The organism is Streptomyces sp. NPDC127119 (assembly GCF_042677425.1).
Classification (GTDB): domain Bacteria; phylum Actinomycetota; class Actinomycetes; order Streptomycetales; family Streptomycetaceae; genus Streptomyces.
In genome coordinates, this window is sequence record NZ_JBHXTO010000079.1 from 1 (window position 1) to 19,209 (window position 19,209).

Sequence of the window (19,209 nt, forward strand, 5' to 3'; positions counted from 1 at the left end):
CCGGCCCGGCCGCCCCCGACGGCGCCGTCGTCTTTTGGGGCGCGGTTACCGGGGCCACCTCCAACGACGGCGCTTTCTTTTGAGGACGTGGCCGGCCACGACGGCGCCGTTGTTTTTGGGGGCGCGGGGAACTGCGCGACCGGCCACGACGGTGCGGTCGATTTCGGGGTGCGGTCCGCCACGACGGCGCCGCAGACGAAAACGCCAGGCCCTCCCACCCCTGGTCCCGGGACTGAACTGGCCGGTATACAAGGGCAGTCACTCGCCGTCCAGGACACAGGGGGAACCTCCATGAACCGTCGCACCCAGCACGACAGGCCCGCGTCGAAGCGCCGCCGCGCGACAGCCGTGGCCGCGGCCGTCACCGGCTGCGCCCTCGTCATCGCCTCCGGCGCACCCGTGGCGGCACACGGCGGAGGCCCCGGCAAAGGCCACGGCGGGCACGACAAGCGCACGGACTACGCCGCCCTCGGCGACTCCTACACCTCGGGCCCGCTGATACCGAAACAGGTGGACGCGAACTGCGCGCGCTCCGACCGGAACTACCCCTCACTCGTCGCCGCGGAGCGAAAAGTGTCCACGTTCAAGGACGTGAGCTGCTCCGGCGCCACGACCGAGCACATGTGGAAGGCCCAGGGCACCAACCCTCCGCAGCTCAACGCCCTGAAGCGGGGCACCGACCTGGTGACCGTCCAGATCGGCGGCAACGACTTCGGGTTCGGCTCCATCATCGGCACCTGCGCGCAGGTGAGCGCGCAGGACCTCGCCGGGAACCCGTGTCAGCGCCACTACACGACGGCGTCCGGCGCCGACCAACTGGCGCTGAAGATCCTCGACACCGCTCCGAAGCTCGCCGCCGTCCTGCGGGCCGTGCACGCCAGGGCGCCGCACGCGCGCGTGGTCGTCGTCGGCTATCCGGACCTCCTGCCGGAGGACGGCAGCGGCTGCTACCCCTCGGTACCGTTCGCGGCGAAGGACTTCCCCTATCTGCGCGACACCGGTAAGCGCCTCAACCTGATGATGCGCGTCGTGGCGAAGGTGAACCACGCGGAGTACGTCGACACGTACGCGCCCACGATCGGCCACGACATGTGCAAGGCCCCGGCGGTCCGCTGGATCGAACCCCTGCAGCCGGCCTCGCCCGCGGCCCCGGCACACCCCAACGCCAAGGGCGAGGCGGCCATGGCGGGCGCCGTCCTGAAGCAGCTGCGCAAGGGGCACAGCCACTGACGGACATCCCTTTCCCGTCCGCTTTCCCCCGGTGCCGGAGCCGACTCGCCGGTCGCAGGAGGTACGTCGGCTCGTCTTGTTGAGGGATCACCATGTGCGATGAGGGGACTCGGGGGCACAGGGGAGTGGGGGAAGCCCGACAGTACGCGGCCGGTGAAAGGGATGAACATCGTGGTACGATCGAAGATCTTGGTGGTGGGAGCGGGCTTCGCGGGAGTGGAGTGCGTGCGCCGCCTGGAGCGCAAACTGGGACCCGACGAGGCCGACCTGGCGCTGGTGACACCGTTCTCCTACCAGCTCTATCTGCCACTGCTGCCGCAGGTCGCCTCGGGGGTGCTGACCCCACAGTCGATCGCCGTGTCGCTGCGCCGCAGCCGCAGGTACCGCACCCGCATCATTCCCGGCGGTGCCATCGGCGTGGACGTGAAGGCCAAGGTCTGCGTCGTCCGCAAGATCACGGGCGAGATCGTCAACGAACGCTACGACCAGATCGTGCTGGCACCGGGCAGCGTCACCCGTACCTTCGACATCCCGGGCCTCGTCGACAACGCCCGCGGTATGAAGACGCTCGCCGAGGCCGCGTACGTCCGTGACCATGTGATCTCGCAGCTCGACATCGCCGATGCCAGCCACGACGAGGACGAGCGGGCGGCCCGGCTCCAGTTCGTGGTGGTCGGCGGCGGCTACGCCGGTACCGAGACCGCCGCGTGCCTGCAGCGTCTGACGCACAACGCGGTCAAGCGCTACCCGAGGCTCGACCCGAAGCTGATCAAGTGGCATCTGATCGACATCGCCCCGAAGCTGATGCCCGAACTGGGCGACAAACTCGGCACCAGCGCCCTGCAGATCCTGCGCAGGCGCGGCATCGAGGTCTCGCTGGGCGTGTCCATCGAGAAGGCGGGCCCCGAAGAGGTCACCTTCACCGACGGCCGGGTGATCCCGACCCACACGCTCATCTGGACCGCGGGAGTCGCGGCCAGCCCGCTCATCGCGACCCTGGGCGCCGAGACGGTCAAGGGCCGCCTCGCGGTCAGCTCGGAGATGTCCCTGCGCGGCCACGACGGCGTCTTCGCACTCGGCGACGCCGCCGCCGTACCGGACGAGGCCAAGGACGTGGCGGGCGCCGTCTGCCCGCCGACCGCCCAGCACGCGATGCGCCAGGGCAAGCACGTCGCCGACAACGTCATCGCCTCGCTGCGCGGTCAGCCGCTGACGCCGTACGTCCACAAGGACCTGGGACTCGTCGTCGACCTCGGCGGCTTCGACGCCGTGTCCAAGCCGCTCGGCATCGAACTGCGCGGCCTGCCCGCCCTGGTCGCCGCCCGCGGCTACCACTGGGGGGCGCTGCGCACCAACGTGGCGAAGGCCCGGGTGGCGACGAACTGGGTGCTGAACTCCCTGGCCGGTGACGATTTCGTCCGTACGGGGTTCCAGTCGCGTACGCCCGCGACGCTGCGGGACTTCGAGTACACGAACGCGTATCTGACGCCGGAGGAGATCCGGGAGCGCACCCAGGCCGGGTGACGACCGCGTCCGTGCCGGTGCCGGTGCGGCTGCCGATGCCGGGAAGGTGACCTGGAGGACGGGCCTTCCGGTGCGTACCGAGAGGGGCGCACGCCGATCCGCGGCGTGCGCCCATCTTTTTGCCGCCGAGGTGCTCCACAACCCTCGCCCTGTTCCCCGGCGACACCGGGCGGGCCGCGCGCATCCCCGCGGGAGCACCAGAGAATCACCGCAAGAGCCTCCGCGAATCACCGCAGGATCAGCAAGGCCTCCGTGGGTACCATCGTCGTGCCCGTCACCTCCCACGCACCACGCGGACACCGCCCACCACACAACAGCGCAACGGGGCCCACGGCCCCCCACCACACGATGGGGTAACCAGTGCTTTTGAAAACCTTCGGCTGGTCGTTCGCGGTCACCGCGCTCGCCCTGGTCGCAGCGGTCTTCTACGGAGGGTGGACCGGCTTCGGCATCGTGGCGATCCTCGCCATCCTCGAAATCTCCCTGTCGTTCGACAACGCGGTCGTCAACGCCGGAATCCTGAAGAAGATGAGTGCCTTCTGGCAGAAGATCTTCCTCACCGTCGGTGTCCTCATCGCCGTGTTCGGTATGCGGCTGGTCTTCCCCGTCGTCATCGTGGCGGTCAGCGCCTCCATGGGCCCGATCGAGGCCGTCGACCTCGCCCTCACGGACAAGGACCGCTACCAGCAACTGGTCACCGACGCCCACCCGTCGATCGCCGCCTTCGGTGGCATCTTCCTGCTGATGATCTTCCTCGACTTCATCTTCGAGGACCGGGACATCAAATGGCTCGGCTGGCTGGAGCGCCCGCTCGCCAAGCTCGGCAAGGTCGACATGCTGTCGGTCTGCATCGCCCTGATCGTGCTGCTGATCACCTCCCTGACCTTCGCGGCCCACGCCCACCAGCACGGTGGCGCGCACGCCGACAAGGCGGAAACGGTCCTGCTCTCCGGTATCGCGGGCCTGGTCACGTACATGATCGTGGGTGGTCTCTCGGGTCACTTCGAGAACCGGATCGAAGAGGACGAGGAACGCGAGCAGGAGGCGCAGGGCGAGGCCGAACGCAGCGGCAAACCCCGCTCAGCGGTCGCCCTGGCCGGCAAGGCCGCGTTCTTCATGTTCCTCTACCTCGAAGTCCTGGACGCCTCCTTCTCCTTCGACGGCGTGATCGGCGCGTTCGCCATCACCAACGACATCGTCCTGATGGCACTGGGCCTCGGCACCGGCGCGATGTACGTCCGTTCGCTGACCGTGTACCTGGTCCGCCAGGGCACCCTCGACGACTACGTCTACCTGGAGCACGGCGCGCACTACGCGATCGGCGCCCTGTCCGTCATCCTCCTCGTCACCATCCAGTACGAGATCAACGAGGTGATCACCGGTCTGGTCGGTGTCGTCCTGATCGCCTGGTCCTTCTGGTCCTCCGTGCGCCGCAACACGGCACTCGCCAAGGAGGGCTCGGGGGACCCGGCCGATCCGGACAGGGCCGGGGCCCCGACCGGTTCCTGACACCCCGGCAGCACTTCCGTCCTGTCACCGAGGATCTTTGTCCATGGCCCCACCCCGCCGCCGACGGCGAGGGTGGGGCCATGAGTCGTTTCGGCACACACGCGGGTACGAGGCTGCCGGCCGGGCTCGTCGCGCTGGCGCTCGGCGGGTTCGGCATCGGCCTGACCGAGTTCCTGATCGCCGGTCTGCTGCCGCAGGTGGCGTCGGGTTTCGCGGTGTCCGAGGCGGCGGCGGGCCGGCTGATCTCCGGCTACGCGCTGAGTGTCGCCTTCGGTGCGATGGCGCTGACCGCGGCGACGGCACGACTGCCCCGCAAGGAGGTGCTGGCCGGCCTGGTGGCGCTGTTCGTCGTCGGCAACCTGCTCTGCGCCCTCGCGCCGAACTACGAGGTGATGCTGCTCGGACGGATCGTCGCGGCGCTGTGCCACGGCTCGTTCTTCGGCATCGGCTCGCTGGTCGCCCGCGCTCTGGTCGCGCCGGAGAGGAAGTCCCGCGCGGTGGCGGTCATGTTCGCCGGACTGACGGTCGCGAACGTGCTGGGCGTGCCCTTCGGCGCCCTGGTCGGCGAACGCTGGGGCTGGCGCGCGGCCTTCTGGGCGGTCACCGCGATCGGCGTACTCGCACTCGCGGGCATCGTCGCCCTGGTACCGCCGGACGCGAAGGAGACGCGGTCGGCTGCGGCGACGACGGGCGGGCCGCGGGCCCAGCTCCGCGCGTTCCGGTCCTGGCAGGTGTGGCTGACACTGACGGCCACCGGGCTCGGCTACGGCGGCATGTTCGGCGCGTTCACCTACATCGCGTACACGTTCACCGAGGTCGGCGGCTTCTCCGCGACGGACGTCGCCTGGCTGCTGATGGTGTACGGGGTCGGTCTGGTCGTCGGCAACATCGTCGGCGGGCGAGCGGCCGACCGTGACCGCGACCACGCACTGGTCCTCGCCCTGCTCGGACTCGCCGTCACCCTGGCCCTGTTCGGCCTGCTGGCCCACAGTGCCGTCGCATCGGTGGTCCTGGTGTTCCTGATGGGGGTGTTCGGGTTCGCCGCTGTGCCCGGCATGATCACACGCGTCACCGACCACGCCCACGGGGCGGCGCTGGCGGCGAGCGCCAATGTGTCCGCGTCCAACCTCGGCAACGCGCTCGGCGCCTGGCTCGGCGGTCTGGCCATCACCGCGGGCCTCGGCTACACCGCACCCCTCCACGTCGGCGCGGGAATCACCCTGATCGCCGTCGCGGTCATGGCCGTTGCCGCACGACAGGCACGGACGCCCGTGCGGCAGCCCGAGCACCACGTGCCCGGTGCCTGACGGCCGGCGGCGGTCCGGCGGGCTGCCCTCGCCGCCGGAGGGCGTCACCGTGGGCCGCCACGAGAACCTCCGGTTCGACCGGCGGCGCCGACCTCGACGAGACTGGAGGAGACACGACAGCCGTTCCCCCCACCAGTAGGTCGGTAGATGCAGCAGCCACAGAACGAACTCGGCGCCTTCCTGCGAGCGAACCGCGCCCGCACCGAACCGACCGACGTCGGCCTGCCCGCCGGTGGCGGCAGCCGCAGGGTCGCGGGTCTGCGACGCGAAGAGGTGGCCGTACTGGCCGGTGTGAGCGCCGACTACTACGCACGCCTGGAACAGGGGCGTGAGCGCAACCCCTCACCGCAGGTGGTCGACGCGGTGGGCCGGGCCATGCGACTGACACCGGACGCGCGGACCCACCTCTTCCGGCTGGCCGGCCTGCACCCCGCGCTCACCTCCGCCGCGGGCCGCGACCTGGTCCACCCCTCGCTGCTGCACCTCCTGGACGCCTTCCCCGGGGCCGCCGCCTATGTCCTGAGCCCCGCCTTCGACGTACTCGCGAAGAACGCCGTCGCCACCGCGCTCCTCGCCCCCTTCGAGGGCACGCCGAACATGGTCCGCGTCCTGTTCCAGCACCCGCGTGCGCGAGAGGTCTTCGTCGACTGGGCCGTCGTGGCACGCGCCACCGTGCACGCCCTGCGACTGCACGCGGGCCGCTTCCCCGACGACCCCGACATCGGCGGCCTGGTGTCCGAGCTGTCCCGGGCGGCACCGGACTTCCGGCGCCTGTGGCAGGAGAACGAGGTGGAGAACCTGGCCCGCGCGTACAAGGTGTTCGTCCTGCCCGGCGCCGGTCGCATCGAGCTGACGTACCAGACCTTCGACGTGCACGACGCTCCCGGGCAGCAGCTCCTGGTCGGCGTACCCGAACCGGGCAGCGCGAGCGCCGCGGCGATCGAGTCCCTTCTGGCACCGGCCGAACGCGGAGCGGTGTCCGACGAGCGGCGGTGACCACCGGGTGGACCTGGGCGGCGACCCCTGAGAAACCAGGACCGTAGGTGTCCGGATCTGCTCCTAGCCTGGACGCGAGGCACACGGCACCGGGCGGATCACCGCTCCGGACGGGCCTCTTCCGCAGTCCCCACCCTCTGCCCGGTTCATTTGGGAGCACACCATGTCAGCCACCCCGCGCCTGCTCGTCTACGGAGCCACCGGCTACACCGGGAAGCTCGTCGCCGAGCACGCCAAGGAGTCCGGCCTCGACGTCGTCGTGGCCGGCCGCGACCCGGAGCGCGTCAAGGCGCTCGGCGACCAACTCGGCGTCGAGAGCCGCGCCTTCACGCTCGACGACCCCGCGCTCGTCCGTGCCGCGCTCGACGACATCACCGTCGTCCTGAACGTCGCCGGCCCCTTCCACCGCACCGCACGCCCGCTGATGGACGCCTCCATCGCCCAAGGCGTCCACTACCTCGACACCACCGCCGAATACGACGTCTTCGCCACCGCGCGCTCCCGGCACGCCGAGGCCACGGCCGCCGGAGTGATGGTCATGTCCGGCGTCGGCTGGGACGTCGTCCCCAGTGACTCCGTGGCCGCCCACGCCGCCGCACGCGTCACCGAGCCCACCACCCTGCGCCTCGCCCTCAAGCTCCTCAGCGCCACCCCCGAGGAGGCACAGGGCCTGAACCTCTTCTCCCGCGGGTCCATCGTCAGCGCCACCGAAGGCATCGGCGACCTCGGCACACTGGTCCGCACCGACGGGGACATCGTCGCGCTGCCGGAACCCAAGGTGGCCTCCTTCGACTTCGGCGACGACGGCCCCGAGGAGTCCGTGTCCGTGTCCATGGGTGACCTGATCACCAGCCACTACGCGCTCGGCATCCCCTCGATCGAGGTGTACGTGCAGGTCGGACAGCCCCTTCCCGTCGACCTCGACCTCTCGGCGCTGCCCGACGGGCCGACCGCGCGGGAGCGGGAGGTGGGACGCAGCAAGGTCGTCGCCGAGGTGACGGGCCGGGACGGCACCGTGGTCCGCTCCCTGATCGACACACCCACGGGATACCGCTTCACCCAGCTCTCGTCCGTGGAGATCGCCCGCCGCGTGCTCGCCGGCTCCTTCACACCCGGCTTCCAGTCACCTTCCTCCGCCTACGGGCCCGAGCTGGCCCTGGCCGTCGGCGACACACACATCAAGGACCTGTAGGCAGCCGCAGCCTGGGTGTGGGACTCCTAGGCAGACACGTCCTTCTTGATGGGGCGCCGCTCGACCAGACTGACGGTGTTCGCCCGACGGAGGCGGACGGAACCCCTGGTGAAAGGCCACCGCCATGTCGTCCCCCACTGCCCCGATGTCGAGCGCCCGACAGATCGAGAACCTCATCGCCCGCTACTCCCACCTCGTCGACGAGGGCGACTTCGCGACATTCGGCGCACTCTTCGAGAACGCCGACTTTGTGTCCGGCGAGGTGAGCCTTCGCGGCGGCAAGGCCATCGAGGAGCTGATCGGCTCGATGCTCGTCGTGCACGACGACGGGACCCTGCGCACCCGGCACATCACCACGAACATCCTGATCGAGGTCGACGAGGACGACGACAGCGCCGAGGCACGCTCGTACTACAACATCCTCCAGGCGGTACCCGGTCTCCTGCCGCTGCAGATGGTCGCGGGAGGCCGGTACCACGACCGCTTCGAGCGGCGCGACGGCACCTGGTCCTTCGCACGACGGGAGGTCACCATCGACTTCACCGGCGACACCCGCTACCACCTGAAGGCCCCGCAGGACGCCTGAAACCTGCCGGAGAAGTCATCTGGCAACGCCCTGGGGGAGTTCCTACGGGCCTGCCGGTCCCGGCTGACTCCCGCGGACGTCGGTCTGGGCCCCGGCGGCCGTCACCGACGGGTCGAAGGACTGCGCCGGGAGGAAGTCTCCGTCCTGTCGCAGGTCAGCGTCGACTACTACAGCAGGCTCGAACAGGGCAGGGAGAGACACCCCTCACCCCGGATCGCCGAAGCACTGGCCAAGGCCCTCCGGCTGGACCAGGACACACGAAACCACCTGTTCCGTCTCGCCGGACTCGATCCCGGCCTGCGCCCCGACGACCCCCGTCGGCACGTACACCCCGAACTGCTCCGCCTGCTGGAGCGGTCGCACCCGTCGGCGGCCTACGCCCTGAGCCCGTCGTTCGACGTCCTGGCGGCCAACGCGGAGGCGAGGGCACTGCTGTCACCGCTCCGCAGAGTCGGCGGCCCGGCCGGTGCCGACGGCCAACTGAACCTGATCCGCGCCCTGTTCACCCATCCGCAGGCCAGAAGCTACTACGCCCAGTGGCCGCTCGCCGTGACCGCCTCCCTGCACACACTGCGCCTCAACGCCGCCCGGCTGCCGGAGGACATCGAGATCGCGGACCTCGTCGCCGACCTGTCCACCGGGACGGCCGGCTTCGCAACGGCCTGGCAGGACGGGTCGGCAGCCTCCCTGGAGCACGCGTACGGGACCGTCGTCCACCCCGCGGCCGGACGTGTCGCGCTCACGTACCGCGTCCTCGGTGTACCGGCCGCCCCGGGACAGCACCTGCTGATCGGCACTCCCGCCCCGGGGAGCCGCAGCGCCGAAGCCCTCGTCTACCTGGCGGCCATGGGCGAGCAGTGACCACGACGCCGAGCGGTAACCGCGCCGCACGACGGCAGAACCAATGTCGAGAACCAAGAAGGAACACCATGTCTCTCACCTCGTACCGCACCCTCGGCCGCTCCGGTCTGCGGGTCAGCCCGCTGGCCTTCGGCGCCATGAACTTCGACGACGGCAGCTGGGGCTCCGGCCCGGAGACCTCGTTCGGGCTGCTTGACCACTATCTCGACGCGGGCGGCAACTTCGTGGACACCGCCAACATGTACAACGGCGGCGCCTCCGAGGAGACCCTGGGCCGCTACTTCGCCCAGCGGCCCGGCCGCCGCGACCGTGTCGTCCTGGCGACGAAGTTCGGCGGCACCATGCACGCCGACGACCCCAACTCGGGCGGCGCCGGCCGCAAGGCGATCCGCGCCCAGCTCGACGCCTCCCTGCGCCGCCTGAACACCGACTACATCGACCTGTACTGGATGCACCAGTGGGACCGGCACACCCCCGTCGAGGAGACCCTGTCCACCCTCACCGACCTGGTGCGCGCCGGAAAGATCAACGCCATCGGTCTGTCCAACGTGCCCGCCTGGTGGGTCGCGGAGGCCGCCACGACCGCCCGGCTGCGTGAGTGGGAGCCCGTCGCCGCACTGCAGGTCGAGTACTCGCTGCTCGCCCGGAGCGTCGAGGGCGAGACCTTCGGCGCCGCCCGCCGTTTCGGGCTCGGCATCACGCCGTGGAGCCCGCTGGCCAGCGGAGTCCTGTCCGGGAAGTACTCGCGCACCGCCACCGAGGTGGCCGGCTCCGGGCGCACGGCGTACGCCGCCGCCTACCTCACCGAATCCACCTTCGTCCTCCTCGACGCCCTGCAGGGAATCGCCGACGACCTCAGTACGACCGTGGCCGCGGTGGCGCTCGCCTGGGTCCGGCAGAGGTCCGAGGTGACATCAACGCTCGTCGGCGCCCGTACGCAGGAGCAGCTGACCGCCAACCTCGCCTCGCTCGACGTCACGCTCACCGAGGCGCAGACCGGTGAGTTGAACGCCCTCACGGCACCGGTCCTCGACTACCCGCACAACATGATCGAGTCCATGGTCGGCTTCCAGCAGGGCGACACCACGATCAACGGCCTGGCCGCCAAGGCCTTCGTCCGCTGACCGCTCCCTGCCTCCCACGGGCCACTCGACGGGCCACCGGCCCCACCACGCAACGAGAACGGAACACACCATGACCGCCAAGTCCGAAACACTTGAGATCACGACCCTGCGCCCGGCCGCCGGCCACACAGCCGACGACTTCGTGAAGGCGAACGCCGACATCGACGCCTATCTCAGGCGACAGCCCGGCTTCCTGTGGCGGCGCATCGTCGGGACCGACGACGGACGGATCATCGACATCGTCGCCTACGACAGCCTGCCGCACGCGCGGGCCGGTGCCGCCGGCATCACCGGCGAGATGGCGGACTCGCCCGTCCACGCCACGATCGACCACGACAGCGTGGACTGGCAGCTCACCACTGCGCTGCACCACCTGGCGTGATGGAGTCTCCGTATCGGATGCGGCCACATCGGATACATCCGTGTCCGATGCGGTCGTATCGGACATGGCCGCATCGGAAATCGGCCTGCCCGTCCGCCGACAGACCGCATCACCACACCACCACGCGAAGGACACCGGGATGAACGAGACACAGGCGCACGACGACAAGGCCGGGCTGGTCGAGGCCGACGACAGGGCACTCAAGGTCCGGGCGCAGTACGAACAGGTCGAGCAGCACGTACTGGGCAGGACATGGACCCTGCCGGAGCTCGCGATCGGCTTCACCAACGACGCCGCCTACGTCGGACGCCTGGTCCTCGCCGCCGAGCGCACCTGGGGCATCGACGGTGACGTGGACGCCGAACTGCGGCACAAGCTGGCCGAGTGCCTCTGGTGGGTCTTCGTGCTCGCCGACCGGCTCGACGTCGACATGCCGGAGGCGTACGCGGCCACGATGGACCGCATCGGCGACGGCCTGGAGCGGACCCTGCGCGGCATGCGCGCGTAAGGCACCCGACCCACCGAAAGGAGTTCTCCGATGGCTTTTCCCACCGATTCCGTGCCGGCGGTCCGCTATCTGGCCGTCACCTTCGACTGCGCGGACCCCGTCGAGCTGGCACGCTTCTACAGCGAGGCACTCGGCCTGCCCGTAGCCCTGACCACCGACGGCTTCGTCCTGGTGGGCCGCGAGGGCACACCAGGACTGGGCTTCTACCGCGTGGACGACTACCGCCGCCCCACCTGGCCGGACTCCTCCGTCCCGAAACAGGCCCATCTCGATCTGGGCGTGGACGACCTGGACGCGGCCGAGGCCCGGTTCGTCGCACTGGGAGCCGTCACGGCCGGGGCGCAACCGCTCCCCGACCGGCGCCGCATCCTGCTGGACCCCGCGGGGCACCCCTTCTGCATCACCCTCTGAGGCCCGCATCACCCTCTGAGACCGCGTCCGGGCCGGGACTGCGGGTCGCGCGGTGCCCGCCTCAGCCGTCCTGGCCGACGGGGATGTAGTTCGCGTACGCCTCGATGCGGTTGATCAGTTCGGCGTCGTCGAAGCCGAAGTGGACCGCGGCGTGCACCTCGCCGCGCCTGCCGTCCTTCCCGGTCACGTGCACGACGTGCTGCTGGAGGACCCCGCCCGGCTGCGAGAACTGGCGGAGGATGTCGTAGCGGACCGATTCATAGGATCCGATCTGCCTCTTCAGCCCGTCGAAGTACTCGTCGAGGGTCTCGTCGCCCTTGCCGTCGTTGTGCCAGACGGTGGCGGTGTCCGCGCACAGGGCACGCGCCGTGTCCCAGTCGGGCTTCTCCAGGGCGAGGAGATAGCTGACGACCTTGTCCCTGAGGTTCGAGCTCATAGTGGTCCGTTCGCTTTCTTACTGGGCGGGGGGCGGGTTGTCGTGGTTGACGATTCCGTAGTCCGCCGCGAGGTCGGTGTGCTCGGCGTCCTCCCGTGCGTCGGCGGGGCCGACCGTGTGGAAGAGGCCTTCGATGGCTCCGGGGTTGTTGATGACGAGTACTTCCGCGGTCGGCGTGATCGTCTGGAAGGTGTGCGGGACCAGCCGGGGCACGTAGACATAGGCGCCGGGCTCGGCGTCCCGCACCTCGCACTCGGCCAGCGAGGTCGAGCCGACCCAGAACCGGACGCGGCCCGACAGGACCACCCAGCTCTCGTCCTCGCGGCTGTGGGTGTGCAGCGGGGGCGCGTCCGCGCGGCCCACGGTGAGCCGCATGACGCTGGCCGCGCCGCTGGTCTCGGCGTTCGTCGCCACTTGTTCGATGACGTTGTCGTAGTAGCGGAAGTCCTGGCCGTCGCCCGGATTGCGTACGAGGGCAGTGCTCATGGTGGGTCTCCTTCCGACGCGCGGTCCCGTGCCGCGGCTCGGCCGCGGGCAGGGCGGATCGCCGACGGTGCGGGGCCGTCGCGGCCCGCACGCCGGTCATGCCGGGCGTCATGCTTCAGAAGCCGCAGTGCGGCAGAGGGCAGGGTGATGTCGCTGAGCGTGCTCGCCGTCCCGGCGGGGGCCGGGAAGACGGATCAGGCTGTCGTCGCCGGCTGCGGTGGGTGGTGGATCCAGTCGGGCAGCAGTGCGTACAGGCGGACCGCGATCTCCTCCGGGTCGCAGTCGGTGTTGCCTCCGACGGCGGCCGAGAAGACTCCGTGCACTCCGGAGGCCGTGTAGACGTCCTCGACCGAGTTCTGCGGCCCGGACTCGCGCTCGTCGATGCCTAGGTCGCGCCGGAGAGCGTGGAGCTGTTCCAGGAGGAGGTCGCCGATGCCCATCAGCCCGCTGGACGACCGCCACGTCGAAGCCAGCAGGAAGAGGCTTCTGCGCTGCTTGAGGGTGTCGAGCATGGCGTTGAGCGTCGCCACGGCCACCTCGGCAGGCTCCCCGCCCCTCCGCCGGTCGCTGATGTTCAGGTCGTGGAGGGCGCGGAAATCGTCCGCGATCACGTACACCGCGGCCTCTTCGACCGAGTCGAAGTGGTTGTAGAAGGTGGCGCGGTGAATGCCGGCGGCTTCCGCCAGGGCGGAGACCGAGGGAGTGGTCTGCTTCCGCTGCATGAGGTCGGCCAGGGCGTCCGCGATCGCCCGTCGCGAGCGGGTGAAGCGCGGATCCGCTTCGACGGCCGGGGACTGGTCACTCACCATGCACGCACACTACTGCGCAGGTCATCGACGGGGCCCACCCCCTCGGTCTTCGACGGCGGTCCGTGGGGTCCGCCCGTGACCGCGGACGGTGGACGGGTGCCTTCGGAGCACTGGATTCCACTTCGTTCATGACACTCCTTCGGCTGGTTCGCTCTCGACGCTACCACTATTCGACACCTGTCAAATAGTGGTCTACGGTGAAGGAACAACAACCCCCCGACGAAGGACGCACCATGTCGACGACCGACAGCCCCACCTCTCCCACGGCGACCGAGGACAAGTTCGCCGTGGTGGAGACCCTGTACCGCTACGCCGCAGGTCTCGACCTGCGCGACAAGGACCTGCTCGCCTCCGCCTTCGCGGACGACGCGGTGGCCGACTTCGGTCCGGCCACGAAGAAGGCGGGCCAGGAGTACCCGCCGATCAAGGGCGGGGAGACCATCGCCACGGCCCTGCTGGGCTCGCTCGGACACCTGGACACCACGCACTCGCTGAGCAACCCGCGGGTGAGTCTCGACGGCGACACGGCCCACCTCGAAGGCATCATGGCGTGCCAGCACCTGCCCCGTACGGACCACTCGCGCCACGTCCTGATGACCAACCGGTACGACGTGGAGCTGGCCAGGCAGGGCGAGGTATGGGTCGTCCAGCACCTCACCGTCGACAACGCCTGGACCGAGGGCGACCCCTCCGTCCTCGCCGGGATCTAGGAACACATCCCATGAGCGACACATCCATTCCCGACCAGGTCCAAGTCCAAGTCCGTGACCGTGACCGTGACCGTCACGGTGACCAAGTCCGAGTCCGTGACCGGGACGAGATCCGTGGACTGCTCACGGAGTACGTCTTCGGTCTGGACCGTCGCGACTTCGCCCGCGTCGCCGCCGCCTTCACCGAGGACGCCGAGGTGCGGAACGTCTTCGACGGCTATCTGCCGGAAGGTGAGGCGTTCAGCGGCCTGACGGTCGGCGGCGGTGTCGTCGCCGAGGGCGCCCGGCAGTTGTTCGCCGGCCTCGACGCGACACAGCACCTGCTGGGCGCTCAGGAAGTCGAGTTCACGGACACGGGAGCACACGCGTCCACGCAGATCGTGGCCCATCATCACCGGGGCGGCGCGTACTACCACACGGGTGGCACGTACGAGGACGACCTCGTGCGTACGCCGGACGGCTGGCGCATCTCCCGTCGCACCCTGCGCATCACCTGGACGACGGGCAGCCCCGACGTGTTCTCCGCTGCCTGAGCGGGCGTCCGCAGTCAGTGCGAGCGAGGCGCGTACATGATGACCGCCATGCCCGTGAGGCAGACCAGGGCGCCGACGACGTCGTAACGGTCGGGGCGGTAGCCGTCGGCGATCATGCCCCAGGCGATCGATCCCGCGACGAAGACCCCGCCGTACGCGGCGAGGATGCGGCCGAAGTCGTCGTCGGACTGGAAGGTGGCGACCACGCCGTAGAGACCGAGTGCGATGACACCGGCACCGATCCAGATCCAGCCCTTGTGCTCGCGCACGCCCTGCCACACCAACCACGCGCCGCCGATCTCGAAGAGAGCGGCGACGACGAAGAGGGCGACGGAACGAGCGACGGTCATACCGGCCGACCCTACCCGCGGACCTCGGCGGCGGCCGACAGCACCCGGTCGCGCCCGGGACCGCCACCGGGACGCCCGATGCCGGTCGCGCGTGGTGCGCCACGCGCTGGGTCACCCGATGCGCCACTCGATGGGCCGTTCCATGGGTCGCCCGATGTCCGGAATCCGATGGGAAGTCGTACCAAACCGGTGGGCGGTACTCCACGAATGCCGTAATGACAGCTGGTGCGGTGCCCGATCGCCGAATCGCGGGATCCGAGCGGTAGCGGGATGCTCGCGCGTCCCGGGGAGCGGTTCCGGAGACCGGGCGGCACCGGACAGGTTCGGTCGGCCTCGGCCGGGCGGCGCCCACAGCGCTCGCCCGGCATGCGCCGGTGCGGAGGATGCGAACGAATGCCAGGCGGGCCGGGGGCGGCGGGACATCAGGCGGACGGAGAACCGAGGGCGGCGGCAGCGGGCATCGGCCCGGACGACGCCGTGGACACGACCGAGGAACTGGCCGCGCTGCTGCGCCAGTTGCGCAGACGCGCCGCGCGCAGGGACGGTGGAGCACAGCCCACCTACCGTCAGCTGTCCGCGCTCACCGGCTGGGCGCACGGGGTGATCGGCGACTACTTCGCCGGCAAGACCCTTCCGCCGACGGACCGTTTCGACACCCTGGTCCAACTCCTCCGCGCCACCGGCCGTGAGCTTCGGCAGCTCGCGACGGCCCGCGACCGGGTGGAGGAGGCCCGCCGCACCCGCACGACTCAGGCTCCCCACGGCCGCGCGGGCCCGCCCGGCACGGACGACCCCGGCGCTCTCGCCCCCGTCCCTCGCCAGTTGCCCGCGGACATCCCCGAACTCCCGGGCAGAACGCGGGAGTTGAACACGCTCGACGTGCTGCGCCCGGGTCGGCGGGGGAACGGTCCCGTCGTGGTCGCTCTCGACGGCCCCGGAGGCGTCGGAAAGTCGGCACTGGCTGTCCACGCGGCCCACCGGCTCGGCGAACGGTTCCCCGACGGCCAGCTCTACGCCGACCTGCGGGGATCGCACCGCGACGAGCGTCCCGTCCCGCCCGCCGCCGTCCTCAGGCGCTTCCTCGGCGCGCTGGGCGAGCCCAGGCTCTGCTCCGGCAGCGAGGCGGACGCGGCGGCGGCCTACCGCACACTGCTCACCGAGCGACGGATGCTGATCGTCCTGGACAACGCGCTGGACGCCGCCCAGGTGCGTCCGCTCCTGCCCGCGGCACACGGCTGCGCGGTCCTCGTCACCAGCCTCGGTGTCCTCGCCACCCTCAACGGAGCCGTACACCTCCATCTCTCGCCCCTCACACCCCCGGCGTCCATCGAGGTCCTCGGTCTCTGGGCCGGACCCGGACGGCTCTCCGCCGAACGCGGCGCCGTCGAGACGATCGCCCACCACTGCGGCCATCTGCCCCTGGCCCTGCGCATCGCGGGCGCACGCCTGGCGGCGCGTCCACGGTGGCCGGTACGGGAACTCGCCGAACGGCTCGCCGATCCCGCGGGCCGCCTCGCGGAGCTGTCCTTCGCGGACCTGGACATGCACACGGCCCTCGACGCCGGCCACCGGGAACTGCTGGCCAGGGGATCCGCAGGCCGCGCGGCGGCTCTCGCGCTGCCTCTGCTGGCGGCGGGGCAGGGCGAGCTGACCGTCACGGAGGCGGCCGCGACGACCGGTGCGGCGGTGTCGGCGACCGAGGTGATCCTGGAGCAACTGGTCGACGTGCAACTCCTGGAGTCACGCGCCCCGGGCCGCTACCGCTTCCACCCGCTCACCCGGCTGTTCGCCCTGCGATCGGCAGCCCGGAACACGGTCGTCGCCCGCGCGGCCCCGCGCCCCGACGCGCAGCGGGCGGACTGACGACGCCTGCGACCCTGCGACACCGGGCATCCGTCGCAGCTACGGCAGCCACGGCATCAAGGGCAACCGGCGTCTTCAGTTCTTCGCCGCTGCCGCTGCCGCCGCCGCCCGGTACGGACGGAAGAACGTCCGCAATTCCTCCGCGTAGAGCTCGGGCTCCTCGAACGGCGCGAAGTGCCCGCCGCGCGCGGGCTCGTTCACGTACACGGCATTCGTCGTGCGTTCCAGCCATGCCCTCGGCGGGCGGACGATGTCGCCCTGGAAGAGCGAGAAACCGGACGGCACCTCGACCCGGCGGGTCAGCTGCTCGGGCGGGAGCGCGCCGTTCGCGTGGTACATGCGCATGGAGGAGCCGATCGTCCCCGTGAGCCAGTAGAGGGTGACGTTCGTGAGGATCTCGTCCTTCGTGAAGCTCCGTTCGAGATCGCCGTCGCAGTCGCTCCACGCCCGCAGCTTCTCGACGATCCACGCGGCGAGCCCGGCCGGTGAGTCGTTGAGCCCGGCGGCGGCGGTCTGGGGCCTCGTGCGGTGCATGGCGCCGTAGGCACCCTCGCTCGCACCCCAGGCCGCCGCGTTCGCGAACCAGGCGCGCTCCTCGGGGGTGAGCTCGGCCGGGTCGCCGGTGAAGACGGGCAGTCCGCCGTCCATGCGGTGGACTGCCACGACCCGGTCGGGGTGGTCGAGCGCCAGATAGCGGCTCACGTGGCTGCCGATGTCCCCGCCCGCCGCGCCGAACCGCGCGTAGCCGAGGACGTCCATGAGTTCGGCCCACAGGCCGGCGACACCGATGGAGTCGAGCGGCGGGCCGGTGGGGCGGTCCGAGTACCCGTAACCCGGCATGTCCGGCACGACCACGTCGAACGCGTCCGTGGGGTCGGCGCCGTGCGCTCCGGGATCGGTGAGCAGCGGGACGACCTTCGAGTAGCGCCAGAACGAGTCCGGCCAGCCGTGGCTGAGCACCAGCGGCAGTACGGGGCCGGTCGGCGCGACGGCACGGGCGTGCACGAAGTGGATGCCGAGGCCGCCGAGCTGTGCGCGGAAGCGGGGCAGCCGGGCGAGCGCCGCCTCCTGCGCCGGCCAGTCGAACGTGTCCGCCCAGTACGCGACGAGTTCACGGAGGTAGCCGACATCGGTCCCGAGCGACCATCCGGCGTCCTCGGGGGCGTCCGGCCAGCGTGTCGCGCGCAACCGCGTACGGAGGTCTTCGAGCGCCGAGGGTTCGGTGTACGGGGTGAACGGCTCCGGCCGAGGCGATGCGTCCGACATGGCACGCATGCTATCCGGGGCCCGCCGCGCCCTCACGCGCGGCGGACCGTGGGCCGGAGCGCTCGCTCAGGCGTTCACAGCCTGTTCAATGGTGGGGTGGCAACTGATCAAGGTGTCCATCCCGACGATCTGCAGGATGCGCAGTACGGACTCCTGGGCACCGGCGATCCGCAGCCAGCCCTGGGTGCCGCTCACGGCCTGGTACGCGCCGATGAAGACGCTGATCCCGCTGGAGTCCATGAAGGTCACCCCGCTGAGGTCGACCACCGTGCGCGGATGCGCCGTGCCGTCGGGCGCCAGCAGGGCCTTGCCGAGCATGTCCTTGACGGTGTGGTCGATCTCGCCGCGCACGGTCACGACACGGATGCCGTCGATCGCGGAGTGCTCGACGGAGAGCCGGCCTGGCTGGTCCACACTCTGAATGTTGGTCACCGTCTCCTCGACTGCGGTTGTGTGCCCCGACGTGCCCCGGGCAGGTGCCCGGCCATTGTGCCCGAACGCTCCCCTTCCCGCACCCACACAGTTGTGCCGGAGAGCACATTTGTACGATGCATGAATGACGGGTCCACGGGTAGCGGAGCGCCTGTGAACGGAGAATGAGGGCGATGCCGGTGGGATCCCACGACGACGGTGACGGCTGCACCGAGTCGGACGGACGGATGATGCAGACCGGCTACGCCATAGGCGGAGACGACGGATGCATCGCCGACGCCCGCCATCACGCCGCCGCCTTCCTCGAACGGGTCCGCACCGGACAGCACGCGTCCGTATCCGCCCGCGTGATGGACCTGACCCAGCTGGTGGTCAGCGAGCTGATCACCAATGCCTGCAAGTACGCCCCCGGCCCTGTCCTGATGGAGCTTCGCGTCACCCCTGAGACCGTGGACGTCATCGTGTGGGACAGCGACCCGACGGTCCCCGAGGCGCATGCCGCCGACGCGGGCAGGGTCGGACAGCACGGCCTGGAGATCGTCAAGGCCGTGGCCCAGGACCTGCAGATCCACCAGGAGCCGGTCGGGAAACGGATAACGGCCCGCATCGCCCTGTCCGACCCACCGTGACCGACCCACCGTGACCCTGCGACTGCGACTGCGACTGCGACTGCGACTGCGACTGCGACTGCGAC

Annotated in this window: 22 protein-coding genes; 16 read left to right on the forward strand and 6 right to left on the reverse strand. The window is 70.4% G+C overall.

What is annotated here, in order from left to right:
• The first annotated feature begins 291 nt into the window (after positions 1-291).
• The 12 genes from ACFVH5_RS27945 (at position 292) to ACFVH5_RS28000 (ending at position 11,630) form a co-directional block, all read left to right on the forward strand.
• On the forward strand, positions 292-1,230 hold the full coding sequence (locus ACFVH5_RS27945; RefSeq protein WP_385836500.1) for an SGNH/GDSL hydrolase family protein: 939 nt from the start codon (positions 292-294) through the stop codon (positions 1,228-1,230).
• Between the two features lie 162 nt (positions 1,231-1,392).
• Complete coding sequence (locus ACFVH5_RS27950) at positions 1,393-2,754, forward strand: NAD(P)/FAD-dependent oxidoreductase (RefSeq protein ID WP_385836501.1); 1,362 nt, start codon at positions 1,393-1,395, stop codon at positions 2,752-2,754.
• 360 nt (positions 2,755-3,114) lie between these two features.
• Positions 3,115-4,263 (forward strand): DUF475 domain-containing protein, encoded by a 1,149-nt coding sequence (locus ACFVH5_RS27955; RefSeq protein ID WP_384796594.1) that lies wholly within the window; start codon positions 3,115-3,117, stop codon positions 4,261-4,263.
• Positions 4,264-4,376: 113 nt separating this feature from the next.
• Positions 4,377-5,570, forward strand: a complete 1,194-nt coding sequence (locus ACFVH5_RS27960) for an MFS transporter (protein WP_385836535.1) — start codon at positions 4,377-4,379, stop codon at positions 5,568-5,570.
• 147 nt (positions 5,571-5,717) lie between these two features.
• Positions 5,718-6,566: a helix-turn-helix transcriptional regulator gene (locus ACFVH5_RS27965; protein ID WP_384796597.1), complete on the forward strand. Its 849-nt coding sequence runs from the start codon at positions 5,718-5,720 to the stop codon at positions 6,564-6,566.
• Between the two features lie 163 nt (positions 6,567-6,729).
• Positions 6,730-7,758, forward strand: a complete 1,029-nt coding sequence (locus ACFVH5_RS27970) for a saccharopine dehydrogenase family protein (protein ID WP_385836502.1) — start codon at positions 6,730-6,732, stop codon at positions 7,756-7,758.
• Positions 7,759-7,903: 145 nt separating this feature from the next.
• Positions 7,904-8,344: a nuclear transport factor 2 family protein gene (locus tag ACFVH5_RS27975; RefSeq protein WP_384796603.1), complete on the forward strand. Its 441-nt coding sequence runs from the start codon at positions 7,904-7,906 to the stop codon at positions 8,342-8,344.
• An 84-nt stretch (positions 8,345-8,428) separates the two neighbouring features.
• Positions 8,429-9,205 (forward strand): helix-turn-helix transcriptional regulator, encoded by a 777-nt coding sequence (locus ACFVH5_RS27980; protein ID WP_385836536.1) that lies wholly within the window; start codon positions 8,429-8,431, stop codon positions 9,203-9,205.
• 68 nt (positions 9,206-9,273) lie between these two features.
• Positions 9,274-10,329 (forward strand): aldo/keto reductase, encoded by a 1,056-nt coding sequence (locus ACFVH5_RS27985; protein WP_385836503.1) that lies wholly within the window; start codon positions 9,274-9,276, stop codon positions 10,327-10,329.
• A 70-nt stretch (positions 10,330-10,399) separates the two neighbouring features.
• Positions 10,400-10,711, forward strand: coding sequence for a hypothetical protein (locus ACFVH5_RS27990; RefSeq protein ID WP_385836504.1), 312 nt, complete (start codon positions 10,400-10,402; stop codon positions 10,709-10,711).
• A 139-nt stretch (positions 10,712-10,850) separates the two neighbouring features.
• Positions 10,851-11,219 carry a hypothetical protein gene (locus ACFVH5_RS27995; protein WP_385836505.1) on the forward strand — a complete coding sequence of 123 codons (369 nt, stop codon included), beginning with the start codon at positions 10,851-10,853 and terminating at the stop codon, positions 11,217-11,219.
• Between the two features lie 30 nt (positions 11,220-11,249).
• On the forward strand, positions 11,250-11,630 hold the full coding sequence (locus ACFVH5_RS28000; RefSeq protein ID WP_385836506.1) for a VOC family protein: 381 nt from the start codon (positions 11,250-11,252) through the stop codon (positions 11,628-11,630).
• Between the two features lie 61 nt (positions 11,631-11,691).
• On the opposite strand, the gene ACFVH5_RS28005 is transcribed toward ACFVH5_RS28000, so the two are convergent.
• The 3 genes from ACFVH5_RS28005 to ACFVH5_RS28015 all read right to left on the reverse strand — a co-directional run bounded on the left by ACFVH5_RS28005 (position 11,692) and on the right by ACFVH5_RS28015 (position 13,361).
• Complete coding sequence (locus ACFVH5_RS28005) at positions 11,692-12,066, reverse strand: nuclear transport factor 2 family protein (protein WP_385836507.1); 375 nt, start codon at positions 12,064-12,066, stop codon at positions 11,692-11,694.
• Between the two features lie 18 nt (positions 12,067-12,084).
• Positions 12,085-12,552 carry a cupin domain-containing protein gene (locus tag ACFVH5_RS28010; RefSeq protein WP_385836508.1) on the reverse strand — a complete coding sequence of 156 codons (468 nt, stop codon included), beginning with the start codon at positions 12,550-12,552 and terminating at the stop codon, positions 12,085-12,087.
• A 194-nt stretch (positions 12,553-12,746) separates the two neighbouring features.
• Positions 12,747-13,361, reverse strand: a complete 615-nt coding sequence (locus tag ACFVH5_RS28015) for a TetR/AcrR family transcriptional regulator (RefSeq protein ID WP_385836509.1) — start codon at positions 13,359-13,361, stop codon at positions 12,747-12,749.
• Positions 13,362-13,594: 233 nt separating this feature from the next.
• Between ACFVH5_RS28015 and ACFVH5_RS28020 the strand changes: the two genes are divergently transcribed.
• Positions 13,595-14,071 (forward strand): nuclear transport factor 2 family protein, encoded by a 477-nt coding sequence (locus ACFVH5_RS28020; protein WP_385836510.1) that lies wholly within the window; start codon positions 13,595-13,597, stop codon positions 14,069-14,071.
• A gap of 11 nt (positions 14,072-14,082) precedes the next feature.
• Positions 14,083-14,604, forward strand: coding sequence for a nuclear transport factor 2 family protein (locus ACFVH5_RS28025; protein WP_385836512.1), 522 nt, complete (start codon positions 14,083-14,085; stop codon positions 14,602-14,604).
• Between the two features lie 14 nt (positions 14,605-14,618).
• On the opposite strand, the gene ACFVH5_RS28030 is transcribed toward ACFVH5_RS28025, so the two are convergent.
• A complete protein-coding gene (locus ACFVH5_RS28030) occupies positions 14,619-14,954 on the reverse strand; it encodes a YnfA family protein (protein ID WP_107014783.1) in 336 nt (111 codons plus the stop codon).
• A 393-nt stretch (positions 14,955-15,347) separates the two neighbouring features.
• Here ACFVH5_RS28030 and ACFVH5_RS28035 point away from each other — a divergent pair, with 393 nt between their 5' ends.
• Positions 15,348-16,817: an NB-ARC domain-containing protein gene (locus ACFVH5_RS28035; RefSeq protein ID WP_385836513.1), complete on the forward strand. Its 1,470-nt coding sequence runs from the start codon at positions 15,348-15,350 to the stop codon at positions 16,815-16,817.
• A 75-nt stretch (positions 16,818-16,892) separates the two neighbouring features.
• Here ACFVH5_RS28035 and ACFVH5_RS28040 read toward each other — a convergent pair whose 3' ends face one another.
• Both ACFVH5_RS28040 and ACFVH5_RS28045 read right to left on the reverse strand, forming a co-directional pair.
• On the reverse strand, positions 16,893-18,083 hold the full coding sequence (locus ACFVH5_RS28040; protein ID WP_385836514.1) for an epoxide hydrolase family protein: 1,191 nt from the start codon (positions 18,081-18,083) through the stop codon (positions 16,893-16,895).
• 66 nt (positions 18,084-18,149) lie between these two features.
• The gene (locus ACFVH5_RS28045; protein WP_384796645.1) at positions 18,150-18,515 is read right to left on the reverse strand and encodes an STAS domain-containing protein; all 366 of its coding nucleotides are present in this window, start codon (positions 18,513-18,515) and stop codon (positions 18,150-18,152) included.
• 173 nt (positions 18,516-18,688) lie between these two features.
• On the opposite strand from ACFVH5_RS28045, the gene ACFVH5_RS28050 reads away from it, so the two are divergent.
• Positions 18,689-19,144, forward strand: a complete 456-nt coding sequence (locus ACFVH5_RS28050; protein ID WP_385836515.1) for an ATP-binding protein — start codon at positions 18,689-18,691, stop codon at positions 19,142-19,144.
• Positions 19,145-19,209 lie beyond the last annotated feature (65 nt).

Excerpts from the sequence above, each read along its gene's own strand:
- ACFVH5_RS27990 (WP_385836504.1), top strand. The coding sequence starts at position 10,400 with ATGACCGCCAAGTCCGAAACACTTGAGATCACGACCCTGCGCCCGGCC.
- ACFVH5_RS28050 (WP_385836515.1), top strand. The coding sequence starts at position 18,689 with ATGCCGGTGGGATCCCACGACGACGGTGACGGCTGCACCGAGTCGGAC.
- ACFVH5_RS28010 (WP_385836508.1), bottom strand. The coding sequence starts at position 12,552 with ATGAGCACTGCCCTCGTACGCAATCCGGGCGACGGCCAGGACTTCCGC.
- ACFVH5_RS27975 (WP_384796603.1), top strand. The coding sequence starts at position 7,904 with ATGTCGAGCGCCCGACAGATCGAGAACCTCATCGCCCGCTACTCCCAC.
- ACFVH5_RS28000 (WP_385836506.1), top strand. The coding sequence starts at position 11,250 with ATGGCTTTTCCCACCGATTCCGTGCCGGCGGTCCGCTATCTGGCCGTC.
- ACFVH5_RS28005 (WP_385836507.1), bottom strand. The coding sequence starts at position 12,066 with ATGAGCTCGAACCTCAGGGACAAGGTCGTCAGCTATCTCCTCGCCCTG.
- ACFVH5_RS27970 (WP_385836502.1), top strand. The coding sequence starts at position 6,730 with ATGTCAGCCACCCCGCGCCTGCTCGTCTACGGAGCCACCGGCTACACC.
- ACFVH5_RS28040 (WP_385836514.1), bottom strand. The coding sequence starts at position 18,083 with ATGTCGGACGCATCGCCTCGGCCGGAGCCGTTCACCCCGTACACCGAA.
- ACFVH5_RS28015 (WP_385836509.1), bottom strand. The coding sequence starts at position 13,361 with ATGGTGAGTGACCAGTCCCCGGCCGTCGAAGCGGATCCGCGCTTCACC.
- ACFVH5_RS27945 (WP_385836500.1), top strand. The coding sequence starts at position 292 with ATGAACCGTCGCACCCAGCACGACAGGCCCGCGTCGAAGCGCCGCCGC.
- ACFVH5_RS28035 (WP_385836513.1), top strand. The coding sequence starts at position 15,348 with ATGCCAGGCGGGCCGGGGGCGGCGGGACATCAGGCGGACGGAGAACCG.
- ACFVH5_RS28025 (WP_385836512.1), top strand. The coding sequence starts at position 14,083 with ATGAGCGACACATCCATTCCCGACCAGGTCCAAGTCCAAGTCCGTGAC.
- ACFVH5_RS27965 (WP_384796597.1), top strand. The coding sequence starts at position 5,718 with ATGCAGCAGCCACAGAACGAACTCGGCGCCTTCCTGCGAGCGAACCGC.
- ACFVH5_RS28020 (WP_385836510.1), top strand. The coding sequence starts at position 13,595 with ATGTCGACGACCGACAGCCCCACCTCTCCCACGGCGACCGAGGACAAG.
- ACFVH5_RS27950 (WP_385836501.1), top strand. The coding sequence starts at position 1,393 with ATGAACATCGTGGTACGATCGAAGATCTTGGTGGTGGGAGCGGGCTTC.
- ACFVH5_RS28030 (WP_107014783.1), bottom strand. The coding sequence starts at position 14,954 with ATGACCGTCGCTCGTTCCGTCGCCCTCTTCGTCGTCGCCGCTCTCTTC.
- ACFVH5_RS27985 (WP_385836503.1), top strand. The coding sequence starts at position 9,274 with ATGTCTCTCACCTCGTACCGCACCCTCGGCCGCTCCGGTCTGCGGGTC.
- ACFVH5_RS27995 (WP_385836505.1), top strand. The coding sequence starts at position 10,851 with ATGAACGAGACACAGGCGCACGACGACAAGGCCGGGCTGGTCGAGGCC.